Origin of the sequence: Pedobacter gandavensis (assembly GCF_032678745.1) — a bacterium.
Lineage (GTDB): Bacteria > Bacteroidota > Bacteroidia > Sphingobacteriales > Sphingobacteriaceae > Pedobacter > Pedobacter gandavensis_C.
Map to the genome: position 1 here is coordinate 600,147 of NZ_JAVTST010000003.1, position 17,213 is coordinate 617,359.

Below are 17,213 nucleotides of genomic sequence, written 5' to 3' on the forward strand. Positions count from 1 at the left end.
ATATGCAAATCAAAGAAAAACGAAGCGGCCATTGGGTTAGATGTGCGATGGTTGCACTGGGCTTTGTACTTTTTAGCCCGATGCTGGCATTAGCACAATTTGTGGGTAATCCACTGATTCCGGTTCCGGGCTCAGTGATCATATATACGAATGACGCAAAGGGAGGTCATCATCAGGTAACAACGCTGGCAGATCGGGATAAGATCAGTTCTTTACGACGTCAGCCGGGGATGCTTTGTACCGTTATGGATGATGGTAACGGGAAAACAAGAACTTATCAGTTAATCTGTGCAGATGTGCCAGTGGAGTTGGAAAACAATGCTAACTGGGTATTGTTCTCACCTGGAGCTGCTGCTGGAGGAAATAACCTGATTTATGGTGCCGGGCTGCCTGTTGCAGGAACAGGGAAACCAGGAGATTTTTATGTGAATACCACGGATCAAACCCTTTTTGGACCAAAGAAAGAAGATGCAACATGGCCCCCACTCTTATTACAGGGGGCGGTTAGCGGGGCTGCCGGTGGAGCTTTAACTGGAGCCTATCCGAATCCTTCAATTGCTGAAAAGGTAATTACAGTAGCCAATATCAAATCTGATGCTGTAGATCAGGTGATGGTCAGTAATGCCGATGGTTCGGTATCCTGGGTAGATAAAACAAGCCTGGGTACTGGCGGTGGAAGTATTGGCGCATTTAATGGAAACAGACCAATTACTGGTGATTATTATAAGAATGTAAACCCAGGAACCAACGACCTTGCCAAATGGATTGAAGCGGTGTTTTATCCTTCATTAGGTCCTACGGCAAGTTTAACCAGTAACCCATCGGGTACAAAAGAAATGGGAGCGGCTGGGAATACCTCTGTTTCTCTAAACTGGACTGCGGGACGGGCAATGGAAACCGGGGAAATTACCAGTATCAATGTGGCGGGTCAGGAAGTTTTCAGTTCTTCTCCTGCTCCAGGGGCTACGGTGACTGGAACAGTTACTGTATCGGCAACCAGCAATCAATCTAATACCTTTAAGCTGACCGTAAAAACAGCTGACAATAAAACAGCAGAAGCCACCGCCTCACTAAACTTCCAATGGAAGCGATACTATGGATTTGCAACAGGTGGAGATGATGGAGAAAACTTTGCGCCAACTGATGCCCAAATCCTAGCCCTGGCCAGTAATGAATTTGGAAGCGGAGCGGCAGTTTCAAATAAAGCGGCCAGCCCTTCAGGACGTCAAAAGCTAGTCATCGCCTATCCTGCAATTTGGGGTGGATCTAAAATTATTGTTGGTATTCTCGACTCTACAGGCGCTTTTGAAAAGACTACGAGGTCCTTCAGAAACACCCTTGGTGGAGTCATAGATTATGTGATCTATGTGCAAAGAGACAATACTGCTGCGGCTTTAACTTTTACTATTCAATAAGCCAATCATCATTCCAAATTTAAAATAGCAATGAAGAGTTTTGAAAACTATATCCCAATGAAAGCGATTTATACATTTTGTGTACTCCTGTTTATGGCCACATTTTCGGCAGTCGGGCAAGTAAAGGTAATCGGGGCCTTAGAACCAAATGACCTGACGGATAAATACTCCACCCATAGTGATATTTATGGGAAAGGGGGATTTAGGTCTGTGGCTAGTAATGCAGAAAGAGATTTGATTACCCCCGCGAGAAGGTCTGTTGGGATGTTGGTCTACTCCATTCTCGAAGAAAAATTCTACCAGTTGAAGGCTGGTATTACGAATAGCAATTGGGTAGAAAGTCAGATGGGTACTGGTGGCGGAAGTACAGAAATGCTTCCAATAGAAAAAGGGGGTACAGGTGCAATTACAGCTGAGGCAGCAAGAACAAACCTTGGATTGGGAACGCTGGCCATCCAAAATAAAGACGCTGTCGAAATTACTAAAGGTGCGATTGACGGTACCCTGATTGGTAATTCTACGCCAGCGCAAGGGAAATTTACTACGCTTGATGTGAACTCTGAATTGACCGTAACGGGACAAGTGATTGTGAATGGAGATATCAAAGCCTCTGGAGACGTAACTGCAAATTCCGATATCCGATTGAAGAAAAACATTGAAACATTACCTCCGGTTTCTGATCAATTGAGAAGGCTCCATGCCGTATCTTATGATCGACGGGATGTGGATTTACACCAGATCGGTTTTATTGCGCAAAATGTGCAGGAATTTTTCCCTTCATTGGTAAAAGCAGATACAGATCAGAAGAAAACACTCTCGTTGAATTATCAGTCGATGACGGTTCCTTTATTGAAAGGCTGGCAGGAACATGATGAAGTGATTGCGGTTCAGCAAAAAGAATTGAAAAGCCTGAAATCAGAAGTCGAAGAGTTGAAAAAGGCTGTTGCTGAATTAAAGGAGTTATTGAAAGCAAAGTAATGGTTCCAAAATATATGGTACCATATAAACGAGCGCCGTCATATGAAGAAGCCGTTTTTCTATTCCTGGAAAACGGCTTCTTTAATTTTATTTGTTGATACCTTCCAGTGCAAAGAGGAAGGAATAATTTAAGGCGATATCTTTGAGGTAATCAAATCTGCCGGAAGCGCCACCATGGCCAAAGTCCATATCCGTTTTTAGCAGCAACACATTCTTATCAGTTTTGGTGGCTCTAAGTTTCGCGACCCATTTAGCCGGCTCAAAATACTGTACCTGACTATCATGTAATCCAGTTGTCACCAGCATATTCGGGTAAGCTTTTTTCTCAATGTTTTCATATGGAGAATAACTTTTCATATAATCATAAGCGGCTTTTTGCTTTGGATTCCCCCATTCATCAAATTCATTTGTAGTAAGAGGAATACTTTCATCCAACATCGTATTGATCACATCTACAAAAGGCACCTGTGCAATGATCCCATTCCACATATCCGGGGCCATATTGATGATTGCACCCATTAATAAGCCGCCAGCACTACCACCCTGTGCATATAGATGACCTTTACCGGTAAATTGCTGATCGATCAGGTACTGTCCGCAATCTATGAAATCTGTAAATGTATTTTTCTTTTTCATGAGTTTTCCATCCTCATACCATTGTCGGCCCATTTCCTGACCTCCGCGAATGTGTGCAATGGCATATACAAAACCCCTGTCTAGTAAACTTAACCTGCTGCTATTGAACGTAGCGTCCATGCTGGCGCCATAAGAACCATAAGCATATAATAATAATGGGGCATTGCCATCCTTGCTTAATCCTTTTTTATAAACCAGCGAGATGGGAACCTTAGTGCCATCTTTAGCGGTTGCATAAAGGCGTTCAGAAACGTACTCTGCCTTGTCATAGCCACCCACTACCTCCTGCTGTTTCATCAGCTGTTGTGCTTTGGTGTCCATATTATAATCAAAGGTGGAGGTTGGTGTGGTTAGTGAGGAGTAGATATAACGAAGCATTTTACTTTGGTAATCTGGATTTGAACCCACTTGTGCCATATATGTTGGCTCTTCAAAAGCAATATGATGTTCCGTTCCTTTTATAGGACGAACCCGTAATTGCGTCAATCCATTCTTACGTTCGGTAACCACGATATGGGTTTTAAATTCATCCACTCCTTCCAGTAAAACATCCTTGCGGTGAGGGATGACTTCCTTCCAGTTCTCTCTTGCGGGTTTATCCAACGGACATTCCATCAGGCGGAAATTCTTTGCCTCCCAATTGGTCAGGATAAGGAACTTATCATCTAATGCAATCACATCATATAACACATCTTTTACTCTTGGTTGGAAAACTTTAAATGCTTCATCTGGTTTATCTGCGTCCAGAATTCTCATTTCATTAGATTGTGTGGCCTGCGAATAAATGAAAAGGTATTTTCCGGATTTTGACTTGCCCACACCAATATAATTAGACTTGTCTTTTTCTTCATAGACCGTTTCATCCAGTTTCGCATCTGTATTTAACCGATGTTTTTTTATCTTTTCACTCAGTAGTGTGACTGGATTTTTTGAGGTGTAGAAAATAGTTTTGTTATCGGCAGCCCATGTGGCATCACCTTCTGTATCTGGAATGGCATCTTTGAAGAGTTCGCCGGTTTCCAGGTTCTTAATATGAATTACATACTCGCGTCTGGAAACTTTATCTACGCCAAAGGCGAGCATCTTATTATCAGGGCTGATGGTAAAACCTGTAGCGGAGTAGTAGGGTAGACCTTCTGCTAGTTGGTCTACATCTAATAGAATTTCCTCTTTGGCTTCCAGCGTGCCTTTTTTCCTACAGTATTTATAGTATTGTTTGCCTTCTTCACTCCTGGTATAATAGAAATAACCATTTTTAAATACAGGAACGGACTCGTCTTTTTCCTTGATTCTACCTTTTAGTTCTTTAAAAAGATCAGCCTGAAGTTGTTTGGTCCCACTCATCATGGTATCCAGGTATTTGTTTTCTGCAGTCAGGTATTCGACCACCCCCGCACTGTCTTTCCCTTTTTTAAAGTAGTCAATCATCCAGTAATAATTGTCTACTACCGTATCACCATGAATAGTTCTGATATGAGGTTTTATTTCTGCTACTGGTGGAGTAGCATTCGGCCATTTATAGGGTTCCATTTTCTGTGTTTTGTTTGTACAGGACAAAGCTACGCTGAGTAGCAGTAATCCTGGCAGCGTTTTTTTTATCATAAGTTAGTAAAGCTTAGGTCTAGTTCTCTACAAAATAGATTAATTTCTTTAATTTGGGATGATTCCAATTAAACCTTTATCGAGATGGGAAAGATATTCAATAAAAGTAATGTGATAAATGGCCTTTTGGGTTTGCTAATCCTGGTGGTTCTTTTTGTGCCTTCGGCGAAAGCCCTAATGATTCAGGGGTTGATGAAAGTGGGCTTATTTGCGCCGGATACCAGCATCGACCACCGAAAAACTACGGAAAATATTCAATCGGAAAGCCTGGCAGGGATTCAGTTTAAAGATGCTGCCGGAAAAGTACTGGATCTGGGAAATTTAAAGGGTAAGGTGATCTTTCTTAATTTTTGGGCTACCTGGTGTCCTCCATGTTTAGCAGAAATGCCTTCTGTAAATAAATTATACGAGCAGTTTAAGTCGGATGAAGAAGTCGTTTTCATCCTAGTGGATGCAGATAGTGACTTTGCAAAAGCAAAAAAATATATGGATAGAAAGGGATACCAGATGCCGGTTTATGCTGTGGCCAGTCGGATTCCTCAGCAACTATTTGCCGGGTCATTACCTACAACAGTGGTATTGGATAAGCATGGGCGGATCTCTTACCATGAAGTTGGTGCGGCGGATTATGCGAACAAGAAATTTATCGACTTTATCAAAAAGTTAAAGGCAGATTCAGCCCCTAAAAATTAACATATTTTAACGTTAAAATGGCAGTTAAAACCCTGACCATGTTTAACTTTGTATTATAAATCATTGGCATAAATGTTGTCATATTCTTCAGAGCAGATAAAAACGTAAAAAGATGAAAAGAAAATTGATATTTATCTTAGGCTGCATAGCAAGCCTTGTTTATTCTACGATGAGTTATGCGCAAAAATCAGGACTTGTTCATGACCAAAATCCAAGGTATCTGGAAAGTCGTGCTAAATATATGTACCTGGCAGATTCTTTAAACCTGACACAGGGTAGTACGGTTCAAAATACCTATAAAGCTTACGATTGGTATACCGCCAGAGAAGAGCGTCGTCAAACGCGTAGAGAAAGAAATAATAGCGACTGGTATAGCCCTTACGACTATAACGGGGGGTATTATTATCCTTCTTTTAATTATTATCCTAGATTTGGGTACTCTTTAGGTTTAGGATATGGGCATTATGGCCGCTACGGGGGCTTTAATGTCGGCTTCAACAGGCACTGGGGCAGTTGGTAAGCGAACACAATAGCACATTTATTATTTAATTATATGCAATTCAAAAAGATAATAACCTTAGTGGCGATTGCCGCTTCTGGAATCATGATCAGTTCTTGCTCCAGACAAGTTACACGCGTAAATCCAGATCAGACGATCGATATCAGCGGGAATTGGAACAATACAGATTCGAGGTTAGTTGCCCAGGAGATGACTCAAAGTATTTTAGGCAGTAAATGGTTGCCGGAATATTTAGAGTCGAAAGCTGGAAAGAAACCAGTAGTAGTGGTGGGTGTGGTGACTAATAAAAGCCATGAGCATATCGATGCGGAAACTTTTGTAAAAGATGTAGAGCAGGCATTTATCCAAAGTGGACGTGTGAGATTGGTTCAGGGTGGTAAAAAGAGAGAAGAATTGCGTGCAGAAAAAGCGGATCAGCAAGACAATGCCTCTGTTTCTACGATGAAGAAATTCGGCTTGGAGAACGGTGCAGATTATATCCTTCAGGGATCGATCAATTCTATTGTAGATTCTCACAAAAGACAAAAGGTAGTGTACTACCAGGTGAATCTGGAATTGACCGATATTCAGACCAATGAAGTGGTTTGGATTGGCGATAAGAAGATCACTAAATACGTTAAAAATTAGTCTGGCTTAACAGGCTAAATCTAACATGGTTAATATCAATAATTATACTTTTAGAGCATCAATCCTTCTGGGGTTGATGCTCTTTCTTTTTAGCTGTTCAAGCTATAATGAGATGATTGCGCCATATTATAAGCAGGTGGCCAGCGGGAATTATACGGAGGCGATGAAGGAGTTGGAAAAGAACAAGCTCCTGCAAAAGCCGAGAAATAAATTGCTATTCCTAATGGAAAAAGGGAAAACTGCACATCTGATGGGCGATTATGAAAATAGTAACCGCTACTTCAATGAGGCAGATCAACTATTAGAAAATGGCCTTGGTGGCGCAATGGATGCAGTGGTTGGTACTTTGGTGAATCCAATGAGTCAAGTATATAAAGGGGAAGACTTTGAGAAGTTCATGATCCATTATTATAAGGCCTTAAATTATGTGTATCTCGGTAAAACTGAAGACGCCATTGTAGAGGCAAGGCGAATTGGATTGCAGTCTCAGGAACAGGGTGATAAGTTCAATAATAAGGACAACCGCTATGCTAAAGATGCTTTTTCTTTAATGCTTCAAGGTTTGATCTATGAGTACGACCGCGACATGAACAATGCTTTTATTGCCTATCGTAATGCTGCAGAAGTATATTTGAACAGTAAAGACCAGACGTATTACGGGACACCGATGCCGGATGAATTGAAGAAGGATGTGTTGAGAACTGCGGCTGCTATGGGCTTTACCGCAGAATTAAACCGATTTGAAGCGCTTTTCAATCTTAAATATGTACCTGAAATAGCCCCTGAAGGTGGCGAACTGGTGTTCTTTTGGGAAAATGGATTGGCACCTGTCAAGGTGCAGGAAGAGCTTTTCTTCTCCTTGGTAAAAGGGGAGGATGGCAATTTGTTCTTTACCAACGTGGGGGGAACAATTATCATCCCTTTCGGTGATGGTTATGGTAATAAAAATGACTTTAATGTCAATTCCATCCAAAGTTTAAGGGCCACCTATCCCAAATATGTGAGCCGACCGCCATTTTATAGTAGCGCAACGCTTAGCGATGGGAATACGACTGTTGGCTTTGAAAAAGCGGAGGATATCAACGAATTGGCGTATAAAACCTTACAGCAACGCTTCCTAAAGGAAATGAGTAAGATTTTAACGCGATTGGCAGTGAAAAAAAGCGCTGAATATCTGTTGAAAGAAAGCTCAAAAGGAACTGGAAAGAATGGGAAAGACAATGCTTTACTTGAAGGACTGGGTTTTGGCGTTCAGCTGTATAGCTTTCTCTCTGAGAAATCAGATACCAGAAACTGGCAGTCTTTGCCCGCCACCATCAATTATGCGCGGATTCCTTTGCAAAAAGGAAAAAACACCATTACGCTGAATTTAAAAGCGTCTAATGGAACAGAAGAAACAAAAATAATAGAAGTGATGGGTACAGGACGGTTGCAGTTTTATAACTACTCCAGTTTACGCTAGTCGCGATGATTAAATCAATAAATTAGAAATAAAACGTTATGCAAGAGCCTTTTGATATTGAAATAGGGGATGTGAGTTATGCGGTTTTTCCGGAAGGAAATGATACGTATGTAATTTTTAAAGAAGGTAAAGAATATGCCCATATCCAAAAAGATACTGACCTTCAATGGCTGAAACTGGATGAGGAAACAGCGCTTCCGCTGTTTGAGTTCGACGAAGAGATCAATAATATCGGCAGAGAAATTTTGGCTTATGTGCCGGAAGTAGAAGAGGAAGACGAAGAAGGCGAGGCTCAGGACGAAGAAGACGAATCCTAGTCAGGATACTGCTTTCATATTCAATTTTTTTTTGGCTGTTCAATATTTGTGAACAGTCAAAAAAAATGAACACACTGAACGTCCAAAATTGTCTCTCAATTATTCTTTTCTTATTGGCCCTTTTTGAAACCGCGTTTTAATGGGCCATTGCTTCTTTTCGAGCTTCCTGTAGATCATAGGCGGTTTGTAGGCCAATCCAATATTCTGCACTGATTCCTAATACCTTTTCTAGCTTTAAGGCAACTGTTATAGATATGTTCCTTTTACCAGTAAATATTTGGCTCAGGTTGTTTGGAAGTAAACCAAGATCTTTGGCTAAGTCTTTTTTCAACAGCTTGCGTTTTTCTATCTCTTCTAGTAAAAATATCCCTGGATGAAATGCCTGAGTGGTGATTTCAATGCCTTTATTATCAAATATTTGATTGTTCATAATAGGTTGTTTTTAAGCATAGTGATTGTTTATTTCTTCAATTGCAATGACTTCAACATGAATTTCTTCTTTTTCAATGGTGAAAATCATTCTATAGGCTAAGGTTAATCTAATGGAGTATCGCCCTCTATACCGACCTGATCGTAGCTTTTCAAAATGTAAGGACTTTATGGCTCTTAAGTCTCGCGTGTCTTTTGCTTCAGAGATTTGAAAAACTCTTTGTTTAAATTTTTCTATCACTTCAGTTGGAAATTCTTGTTTGCCAAACAACTCTTCATGTGTGAGGATCACATTTAGGTATTCATCTTGAATTTTTACTTTCATCAGCTTGTTTTTAGGGTGGTTTTCTCTGCATGGATTTGATTTTTAGTCCTAACCAAATTTACATATTTATATTTGAATTATCAAATGTTGATCATGATCAATATTTGATAATTTTCTCCTCGACTTTAAGAAGCCCAGCTATCACGGTCCAGGCTGCGGTAATTAATCGCTTCCGCTAAATGTTCCGTCCGGATGTCTTCTGTTCCGGCGAGGTCTGCGATTGTTCTGGCAACCTTTAATATCCTATCGTATGCTCTGGCGGATAAACCCAACCGCTCCATTGCTTTTTTTATCAAGGCCTGGCCTTTTTTATCTATCTGACAAACCTGCCGAAGCATCCCTGAGTTCATTTGCGCATTGCAATGCAGATCCGGTCTTCCCTGAAAGCGGATCCCCTGAATCGTCCTTGCGGCAATCACTCTTGTTCTGATCTGCTCACTTTTCTCGGCAGCGGCCGAAGATGTTAACTCCTTAAAATTTACGGGTGTCACTTCTACATGGAGGTCTATTCGGTCCAGCAAAGGGCCGGAAATCTTGCTTAGGTATTTCTGCACCAGCCCGGAGCCACAGGTACATTCTTTGGTTGGGTGATTATAGAACCCACAAGGGCAAGGATTCATGGAAGCGATCAGCATAAAACTTGCGGGGTAACTGACGCTTAATTTTGCTCTGGAAATCGTGATATTTCTATCTTCCAAAGGCTGGCGCATCACTTCTAATACGCTTCTTTTAAATTCAGGCAGTTCATCGAGGAACAATACGCCATTATGGGCTAAGGAAATCTCTCCGGGCTGAGGATTTGCACCGCCACCTACCAAGGCCACATCTGAAATCGTATGATGCGGGCAACGATAAGGACGGCTTGTCATGAGCGCATCCAGGGCATTCAGCTTTCCGGCAACGGAATGGATTTTGGTAGTTTCCAGGGCTTCCGGAATACTTAATGGAGGTAAAATACTTGGCAGTCTTTTCGCCAGCATTGTCTTTCCGGCTCCGGGTGGGCCGATCAGAATTAAATTATGGCCACCGGCAGCAGCAATTTCTAAGGCCCTTTTGATATTCTCCTGACCCTTCACCTCGGAAAAATCATGTTCAAAGCCTTCTGGTAAAGGAAAAGCTCCTGTTGCGGCATCTAGTAAAGTATGCGCTGGTTTTTCGGCCGCTGAAGCCTTAAAAAATGCCAGAACCTCCTTGAGATTGTCCATGCCATAAACCAGCAGCTCTGTGACGATTGCGGCTTCTCTGGAATTGTCTTTAGGGAGTATAAAACCTTTGAATCCTGCCGCATGTGCCTGTATAGCGATCGGCAAGGCTCCCCTTATTGGCTGTAATCCGCCGTCTAAGGAAAGTTCTCCCATAATAAAGTACTCATCGGTGGCTGTGGCATCCATCTGCCCGGAGGCGGCGAGAATGGCGATGGCAATAGGAAGGTCGTACGCAGAGCCTTCCTTTCTAATATCCGCGGGTGCTAGATTGATGACTATCTTTTGCCTGGGCATTTTTAGTCCGGCAGATTGGATGGCACTTTCTATCCTTCTTAAGCTTTCTCTGATCGTATTATCGGGTAGGCCAACGATGTGATACTTGTTGCCGCCGCCAATGCAGACTTCAATTGTAATGGTGAGGGCATCGACGCCAAAAACAGCACTTCCATAGGTTTTTACCAGCATATTTAACAGATCAGGTTCTGGTCTAATCTATGCGCATAACCTATATCCTGGTTAGATTTCGGCAAATAAAATAGAAATAAAAAACCCGGCCTTGAGAGGCCGGGTTTTCCATATTTATCAAAAAATATTCTTTTTAAAGCATAAACCTTACATTCTACCCATTGGCATTTTAGGCATATTCTTCATCATTTTCGCTGCAGCAGCAGGATTAGAGAATTGCTTCATTACTTTACGCATATCTTCAAACTGTTTGATCAGTTTCGTTACATCTTCAATTTTGTTTCCAGAACCTTTAGCAATCCTTGCGCGTCTGCTTTGTTGAATGCTATCTGGGTTTTCACGCTCGTATTTAGTCATCGATTGAATAATTGCTTCTACATTTTTAAAAGCATCATCTTCGATCTCTACATTCTTCATCATTTTGCTTACGCCTGGAATCATGCCCATCAAGTCTTTCATGTTACCCATTTTCTTGATCTGCTGAATCTGGCTATAGAAATCGTTGAAATCGAACTTGTTCTTGCGGATTTTCTTTTGAAGTTCTGCTGCTTCTTTCTCATCAAACTGCTCTTGAGCGCGTTCAACAAGGGAAACCACATCACCCATACCTAGAATACGTGAAGCCATCCTGTCTGGATAAAACACATCCAGAGCTTCCATTTTCTCACCGGTACCTACAAATTTAATTGGCTTGTTCACTACCGATTTGATCGATAATGCGGCACCACCACGAGTATCACCGTCCAGTTTGGTTAGCACCACCCCGGTAAAGTCAAGTCTTTCGTTGAATGCTTTTGCCGTATTCACCGCATCTTGTCCGGTCATGGCATCCACAACGAATAGAATTTCGTGTGGTTTAGTATGTTCTTTTACGGCAGCGATCTCGTTCATCATCTCCTCGTCTATTGCTAAACGACCTGCCGTATCAATAATAATTACATTGTTGTGCTGTTTTTTACCTTCAGCAATACCCTCTAGCGCGATTGCAACAGGATCTTTCGACGCGATGTTCGCATATACAGGGACCCCAATCTGCTCCCCAAGGATCTGCAACTGGTCTACCGCCGCAGGGCGATACATGTCACCTGCTACCAATAAAGGTTTTTTGCCTTTACTTTTCAGGTGGTTGGCCAGTTTTCCGGCGAAGGTAGTTTTACCTGCACCATTCAGTCCGGCGATCAATATGATGGTTGGATTGGTTTTAAGATCTAACTCTTTCACTTCACCACCCATTAAGGCAGTTAGTTCATCGTTCATTACCTTGGTCAGCAACTGACCTGGAGAAACAGCTGTAAGTACATTTAAGCCAAGTGCTTTTTCTTTCACGTCATCCGTGAAGCTCTTTGCTGTTTTGTAATTTACGTCGGCATCTAACAAAGCCTTACGGATTTCTTTCATGGTTTCAGCCACGTTGATTTCTGTAATACTGCCTTGTCCTTTTAAAACTTTAAATGCACGGTCTAGTTTATCCTGTAAATTTTCAAACATTTTCTTTAATGCTTAGTGATCAATTTTTTGTGAAAGCCAAAGTTATTAATTTTGGCCGAATGAATTGGGAATATTTGTAAAGTATTACCTCGGGAAAACAAACATCACGCCAAGCGCAAGTGTCTGACTGGCCTGTATCTTCGGATTTGTATCTTTATCTAACAATCCAACGCCATTTATACTCACATTCATCAGTCTGTTAAGCTTCGAGGTTAAAGTGATATCCAGGCGATGGTCTATGTTTGCCAGAGACCTGTCGTAAGGAATAAACATCTGATATCTTGCTTTTAACACTGTATTTGTAAAGATTTCTTTCTCGAAATTACTCACCACTTGAAAAGCCAGCTCATTTCTGAATTTCTTTCCTTTAGGTACCCCATAATTGGATTCACTACGGTTTACTGAATCTGGCGGGGTGATGAACAGTTCTTCTGGGGCAAGCACAAAAGTTTGTTTCGCTGTACCTGTACCAATTCGGGTAGAGAAATACTTATTTGGCTTATACTCAAAACCCATGGATTCTGTTAAATATCCTGGCGACATAAACTTGGAGGTCAGGATTTCCTTTTCTACTCCACCTTCATTATAATATTTAAAACCCTGATCAAATTGAGATTCAAAGTTGATGGAGCCGAAGAAATACCAGTTTTTAGAAAGTTGAATCGCGGCTTTATTATCCCAGAAGATACGATCTCTCGTCTTTTTCTGCAGTTGTCCTTTATTTCTCACCTTTCCGTATTCCAGGATCAGTTCACTTACATAACTTAAGTTCTCTTTGCTATATTCTGCTTTATAGTTGACTAAGCCACCTAAAGCGATAGAGTTTACCCCACCACCGGTCCAGTTATTGGAAAATGACGCCTGCGAGAAATTGATGCCTACAGAAGTTCTGGTTTTCCAGTAATTGACTTTTGCGTCTACCACAACTGGAGAAAGGGTGACCGGTTTAAAGATCAGGTTCCCTGTTCTGGAAGGCAGGGGACTACGTTTAAGTTTGATGTCTAAACCTTTGGTATCAATTGGAATGCTATCTACTTCCTGAGCAAATGCTGAATTGAGGGACACGACTAAAATCAATAAGAAGCTGGCGTAAAAAATCTTCATTCCTACAAAGAAAAACAAAAATGTTGCTTATTAAAAGTTTAATAGCAAACTAATTGCAGAAGCTGAGGTATTTACGGCTTTTCAGCATGATAAAGCCACCATGAAAAGAGCTTCCGTCTTTTTAAATAAGCTAAATCGCTTTCATTGGCATAAGCTTCCCGCTCAAATCGGATGTTAAAGTAGGCGAGATAATGATTTTTAAAGCGGTAAAGGTTCCATAAATAGTTCAGGCCATACAAAATATAGAAAGGAAGAATCAGGAGTTCCAATTGCTGCCGTAGGTGAATGCGCTCATGATTAATTAAGGTGGCATTGTTTTTTTGCGCCTGATGTTGCAGAATGATAAAGGGAAAGATGGCCATCGCATTGGCAGACATCCGGGGCCATATCAAAAAGAAATACCTCAAAACTCATCAATTGTTAATTTTGGTAGTGCCTGCAACCGGAATGCGGCTGGATTTCGCTTATAACTGGCATAGCTGTTTTTGAGAAACACTATAAAGGCGTAATCTGATGCAGTTAAAGCAAACTGATAGGTTGGCCGATATTGCTGCATGAAATCTGCAGCTTCATAATCACCGATATGGAGTACTCTTTTGACATATTCCGGCTTAAACCGATAGTCAATAATAGCTTCTTTATAATCTTTTTCCAGAATCTTTTGCAAGTGTCTGGCGTTTTTACCATCACGGCTCAGCAGGTTGTAAATCGCATCAATACCCAGCCCTACACCTCCTGTTCCAAGGTTCAGCAGGTCTTTAGCTTTCCCCTTATCCAGGGCATACTTGTATTCTTTTAGGGTCAGATCATGGCGTTGCTGAGGGGTGTATTTCTCCCCTATAATGGCTACTTCCCTAAGGTTGATACCTAAGGATTTCAATTGAAAGTAAACGGCTTTCTGACCTTTATACACCATGGTATCCAAAGCATAACCTTGTAAAACGGCAAATAAAGTATCCCCAACTGCGGCTTTGATACTAAATTCACCCTTGGTATTGTTGTAGATCCCTTCATCCTGACTGGAATTATAAACATACACCTTTGCCAGACGTAATTTTGTTTCCTTGTCAATGACAAAACCTTTCACTACAGGTTCCTGTGCAAAAATTTTAAGACTTAGAAAAGAAAGTAAAAAGAATAAACCTAACCGCTTCATTAAAAACAAAATTACGAGATATCTAGCCCTTCGGATTAAAGATTAACATTATTTAACTAAGATCAGTGTTTGTCCGATTTTAATTCCTTCTTCTGCCAGTCCATTTAGCGATTTAATGTCTTCAATGCTAATATTGAATCTTTTGGAGAGGTTGTAAAGGGTATCTCCTTTTTGTACGGTATAATTTTTTGCAGCACCGGAAGGATCTACTGAGCCTGGTCCTGAAGGCACTGTGCCGGTCGTGTCCGATGGTGTTTTGATCACTTGTTTCGAAGGTGGAGAAGGTACCGGAGTGAATTTTTTCTTTTCCTGAGTGATACCTGCATTAATTTCAGAAAACACTTTGTCTTCTCTTTTCAGTTTCTCTCTTTCGGTTTCTGACTGATCATATTGATTCAACTGGTACCTTTCAATGATATTGATCAGCATGGTCGGGTATTTAGGATTGGTCGCATAACCGGCCTGTTTTAGACCATAAGCCCAGTTTTTGTAGTCATTTTTGTCTAACTCAAAAAGGAAACTGTAGCGTTTTCTTTTGAGAAACTGGGAATGGTCTTTATAAGATTCCCTTGCATCTTTGTACACGCGAAAGCAATCGTCACTTTTATCATCATCTTTATAATAAGCCTTTCCTCTCCAGTCGGAAGTACATTTGATACCAAAATGGTTGTTGGCATACTTGGCCAGGCTGCTGTTTCCGCTACCGGATTCAATAATTCCTTGCGCCAGGGTAATACTTGCCGGAATTCCAAAAGCGTTCATTTCTTCGATGGCCACTGCTTTAAACGACTCAATGTAGTTTAAAGTGGTATAGGAAGGCATATTTGGGTTTGCTTTATTTGCTGCTTTCTCTATTTGCTTGTTGTTTCGGCTGTATTGTTTGGTTTTACAGGCAAAGAATAGAGGTAGGATCAGGGCAAGGAGTACGATTCTACTTTTCATTAGAAAGTTATTGTTCATTAGATTCTTATTTTTTGACCGGGTTTCAGGCGTATGCTTTTCAATCCGTTCTTTTTCATAATTGCTTTTGTGCTGGTATGGTAACGCTTGGCAATGGTACTTAAATTATCACCACTTTTCACGGTATATCTTCTTCCAGCGGCAGTAGAAGCCCTTTTTTTTGGTCTACTGCTAACCACAACCGGGGGTTCTACATAGTCAGCCGGTCTTTCATCATATTGGTAAAGTTCGTATTTTTTGATGAGACCAACGATTTGCGAGGACCAGGATCTGCTATGGGCATAACCTCCGCGCTGGATTCCTCTGGCCCATGCCCGGTAATCATACTGATCATGTTTATCAAACAGCGGACTAAAAGTCGCCCTGCTTTTCAAAAACTCAATAAAATGATCGTAAGAGGCGTCGATGGATTCATAATCCCGGTAGGCGGAACGGATTTCCGTGTTGCTGTTCGGTCCTTTGATGCCGAAATGGTTGTTCATGTATCGGGCAATCTTGCTTTGCCCGGAGGCCGATTCGTGAATGGCAACGGCAAGAATGAGGCTGGCCGGAATGCCATTGTCGCGCATGAGCTCTTGTGCATGATCTATGCGCTCAGTAATATAATCTTCTGTACTTTGGGCCTGCGCAGCAACACTAAAAAGCGTGATGCTGAGCAAAATCGACCATAGTTTTTTAACCATATTTTATTTTTTTCGGATGATAAACAATCCGTCCCTAATGGGGAGGATCAGCTTTTCTACACGGTTGTCGGCCGCAATCTTATCATTAAATGTACTTATATTTTTAGTTTCTTTATCCTGATCTGGCTTCAACACTTTGCCACTCCAAAGTACATTATCTACGATAATCAGTCCTCCTGCGCGTACACGGTCGAAAATCTGATCGTAGTAAGTGCCATTATTTTTTTTATCGGCATCAATAAATACCAGGTCAAAAGTCTCGTCCAGTTCATTGATGGTTTGGGTGGCATCACCTAAGATGTAACGGATTTTTGAAGGTTCAGGGGCAGCGGCAAGGTTGCGGATGACCATTTCTTCCAGCTCTTCATTTTTGTCGAGCGTATAAATAATCCCATTTTCTGCTAATCCTTCCGCAAGGCAGATGGTGGCATAGCCGGTAAAAGTACCGATTTCCAAAATCCTGCTTGGACTGATCATTTTGCTTAAAAAGCTCAACACACGACCTTGATAATGGCCGGAAATCATTCTCGGCATTAATACCTTAAGATTGGTTTCCCGGTCTATTTTCTTCAATAAATCCGATTCAGGTTCGCAGTAATTGAGCAGCAACTGCTGCATATCGTCATTAATCAGGCTCATAATTTATTTAATCAGCATTTTTATTCTTCAATTGGTTTGGTCTGCAATTCATTTATTGCACTATAAACGGGGCTGTTCCATAAAATATTGCAGGATGATAGTCGCTGCTATGGTATCCACACGATCTTTATCTCTTCGATCTTGTTTTTTTAGTCCGCTTTGCATAATGGTCTGATGCGCCAGTTTAGAGGTAAAGCGTTCATCTATCCAGAACTGGGGGATATCAGGAAAAGTTCTTCGTAATATTTTTGCAAAACCTTTTACATGTTGTTTAGATTCGGAAGGGGTACCATCCATTTGTATGGGATCTCCGAGTACAAAGGCTTCGACAGCTTCTGTGAGCATATATTTTTTCAGGTATTCGATGATATCTTTCGGGTGTATGGTATCCAGCCCGGTAGCAATAATTTGCAGGGGGTCTGTAACGGCAATTCCGATCCGTTTTGTTCCGTAATCAAAAGCTAGAATTCTAGGCATAAATGCAAATATGCAAATCAATAATCTAAAAA

At 41.2% G+C, this 17,213-nt stretch carries 19 protein-coding genes; 7 read left to right on the forward strand and 12 right to left on the reverse strand.

The window, feature by feature from the left end:
- Positions 1 to 2: 2 nt before the first annotated feature.
- Both R2S10_RS13930 and R2S10_RS13935 read left to right on the forward strand, forming a co-directional pair.
- Positions 3 to 1,415 (forward strand): hypothetical protein, encoded by a 1,413-nt coding sequence (locus tag R2S10_RS13930; protein ID WP_316841028.1) that lies wholly within the window; start codon positions 3 to 5, stop codon positions 1,413 to 1,415.
- A gap of 30 nt (positions 1,416 to 1,445) precedes the next feature.
- Complete coding sequence (locus tag R2S10_RS13935) at positions 1,446 to 2,393, forward strand: tail fiber domain-containing protein (RefSeq protein ID WP_316841029.1); 948 nt, start codon at positions 1,446 to 1,448, stop codon at positions 2,391 to 2,393.
- Between the two features lie 87 nt (positions 2,394 to 2,480).
- On the opposite strand, the gene R2S10_RS13940 is transcribed toward R2S10_RS13935, so the two are convergent.
- A complete protein-coding gene (locus R2S10_RS13940; protein WP_316841030.1) occupies positions 2,481 to 4,559 on the reverse strand; it encodes a S9 family peptidase in 2,079 nt (692 codons plus the stop codon).
- Between the two features lie 156 nt (positions 4,560 to 4,715).
- Between R2S10_RS13940 and R2S10_RS13945 the strand changes: the two genes are divergently transcribed.
- The 5 genes from R2S10_RS13945 (at position 4,716) to R2S10_RS13965 (ending at position 8,250) form a co-directional block, all read left to right on the forward strand.
- Positions 4,716 to 5,324: a TlpA disulfide reductase family protein gene (locus R2S10_RS13945; protein ID WP_316841031.1), complete on the forward strand. Its 609-nt coding sequence runs from the start codon at positions 4,716 to 4,718 to the stop codon at positions 5,322 to 5,324.
- A 112-nt stretch (positions 5,325 to 5,436) separates the two neighbouring features.
- Complete coding sequence (locus R2S10_RS13950; RefSeq protein ID WP_316841032.1) at positions 5,437 to 5,844, forward strand: hypothetical protein; 408 nt, start codon at positions 5,437 to 5,439, stop codon at positions 5,842 to 5,844.
- A 33-nt stretch (positions 5,845 to 5,877) separates the two neighbouring features.
- Positions 5,878 to 6,471, forward strand: a complete 594-nt coding sequence (locus R2S10_RS13955; protein ID WP_316841033.1) for a penicillin-binding protein activator LpoB — start codon at positions 5,878 to 5,880, stop codon at positions 6,469 to 6,471.
- A 112-nt stretch (positions 6,472 to 6,583) separates the two neighbouring features.
- Complete coding sequence (locus tag R2S10_RS13960) at positions 6,584 to 7,933, forward strand: hypothetical protein (RefSeq protein ID WP_316841034.1); 1,350 nt, start codon at positions 6,584 to 6,586, stop codon at positions 7,931 to 7,933.
- 38 nt (positions 7,934 to 7,971) lie between these two features.
- Positions 7,972 to 8,250, forward strand: a complete 279-nt coding sequence (locus R2S10_RS13965; RefSeq protein ID WP_316841035.1) for a hypothetical protein — start codon at positions 7,972 to 7,974, stop codon at positions 8,248 to 8,250.
- A gap of 136 nt (positions 8,251 to 8,386) precedes the next feature.
- Here R2S10_RS13965 and R2S10_RS13970 read toward each other — a convergent pair whose 3' ends face one another.
- From R2S10_RS13970 to ruvX, 11 genes are all read right to left on the reverse strand, one after another.
- Positions 8,387 to 8,680: a HigA family addiction module antitoxin gene (locus tag R2S10_RS13970; protein ID WP_316841036.1), complete on the reverse strand. Its 294-nt coding sequence runs from the start codon at positions 8,678 to 8,680 to the stop codon at positions 8,387 to 8,389.
- 12 nt (positions 8,681 to 8,692) lie between these two features.
- On the reverse strand, positions 8,693 to 9,004 hold the full coding sequence (locus R2S10_RS13975) for a type II toxin-antitoxin system RelE/ParE family toxin (RefSeq protein ID WP_316841037.1): 312 nt from the start codon (positions 9,002 to 9,004) through the stop codon (positions 8,693 to 8,695).
- Positions 9,005 to 9,129: 125 nt separating this feature from the next.
- On the reverse strand, positions 9,130 to 10,674 hold the full coding sequence (locus R2S10_RS13980) for a YifB family Mg chelatase-like AAA ATPase (protein WP_316841038.1): 1,545 nt from the start codon (positions 10,672 to 10,674) through the stop codon (positions 9,130 to 9,132).
- A 147-nt stretch (positions 10,675 to 10,821) separates the two neighbouring features.
- Positions 10,822 to 12,162, reverse strand: a complete 1,341-nt coding sequence (gene ffh, locus R2S10_RS13985; RefSeq protein WP_316841039.1) for a signal recognition particle protein — start codon at positions 12,160 to 12,162, stop codon at positions 10,822 to 10,824.
- 84 nt (positions 12,163 to 12,246) lie between these two features.
- Entirely contained in the window at positions 12,247 to 13,266 is a 1,020-nt protein-coding gene (locus R2S10_RS13990; protein WP_316841040.1) for a DUF3078 domain-containing protein, read from the reverse strand.
- A 71-nt stretch (positions 13,267 to 13,337) separates the two neighbouring features.
- A complete protein-coding gene (locus R2S10_RS13995) occupies positions 13,338 to 13,643 on the reverse strand; it encodes a hypothetical protein (protein ID WP_316841041.1) in 306 nt (101 codons plus the stop codon).
- Between the two features lie 26 nt (positions 13,644 to 13,669).
- Positions 13,670 to 14,422 carry a hypothetical protein gene (locus R2S10_RS14000; RefSeq protein WP_316841042.1) on the reverse strand — a complete coding sequence of 251 codons (753 nt, stop codon included), beginning with the start codon at positions 14,420 to 14,422 and terminating at the stop codon, positions 13,670 to 13,672.
- Between the two features lie 48 nt (positions 14,423 to 14,470).
- Positions 14,471 to 15,364: a glucosaminidase domain-containing protein gene (locus R2S10_RS14005; RefSeq protein ID WP_316841043.1), complete on the reverse strand. Its 894-nt coding sequence runs from the start codon at positions 15,362 to 15,364 to the stop codon at positions 14,471 to 14,473.
- A 17-nt stretch (positions 15,365 to 15,381) separates the two neighbouring features.
- Positions 15,382 to 16,065 carry a glucosaminidase domain-containing protein gene (locus R2S10_RS14010; protein WP_316841044.1) on the reverse strand — a complete coding sequence of 228 codons (684 nt, stop codon included), beginning with the start codon at positions 16,063 to 16,065 and terminating at the stop codon, positions 15,382 to 15,384.
- 3 nt (positions 16,066 to 16,068) lie between these two features.
- Positions 16,069 to 16,704 carry an O-methyltransferase gene (locus tag R2S10_RS14015; protein WP_316841045.1) on the reverse strand — a complete coding sequence of 212 codons (636 nt, stop codon included), beginning with the start codon at positions 16,702 to 16,704 and terminating at the stop codon, positions 16,069 to 16,071.
- 60 nt (positions 16,705 to 16,764) lie between these two features.
- Entirely contained in the window at positions 16,765 to 17,181 is a 417-nt protein-coding gene (gene ruvX, locus R2S10_RS14020; RefSeq protein WP_316841046.1) for a Holliday junction resolvase RuvX, read from the reverse strand.
- Between the last annotated feature and the right edge of the window lie 32 nt (positions 17,182 to 17,213).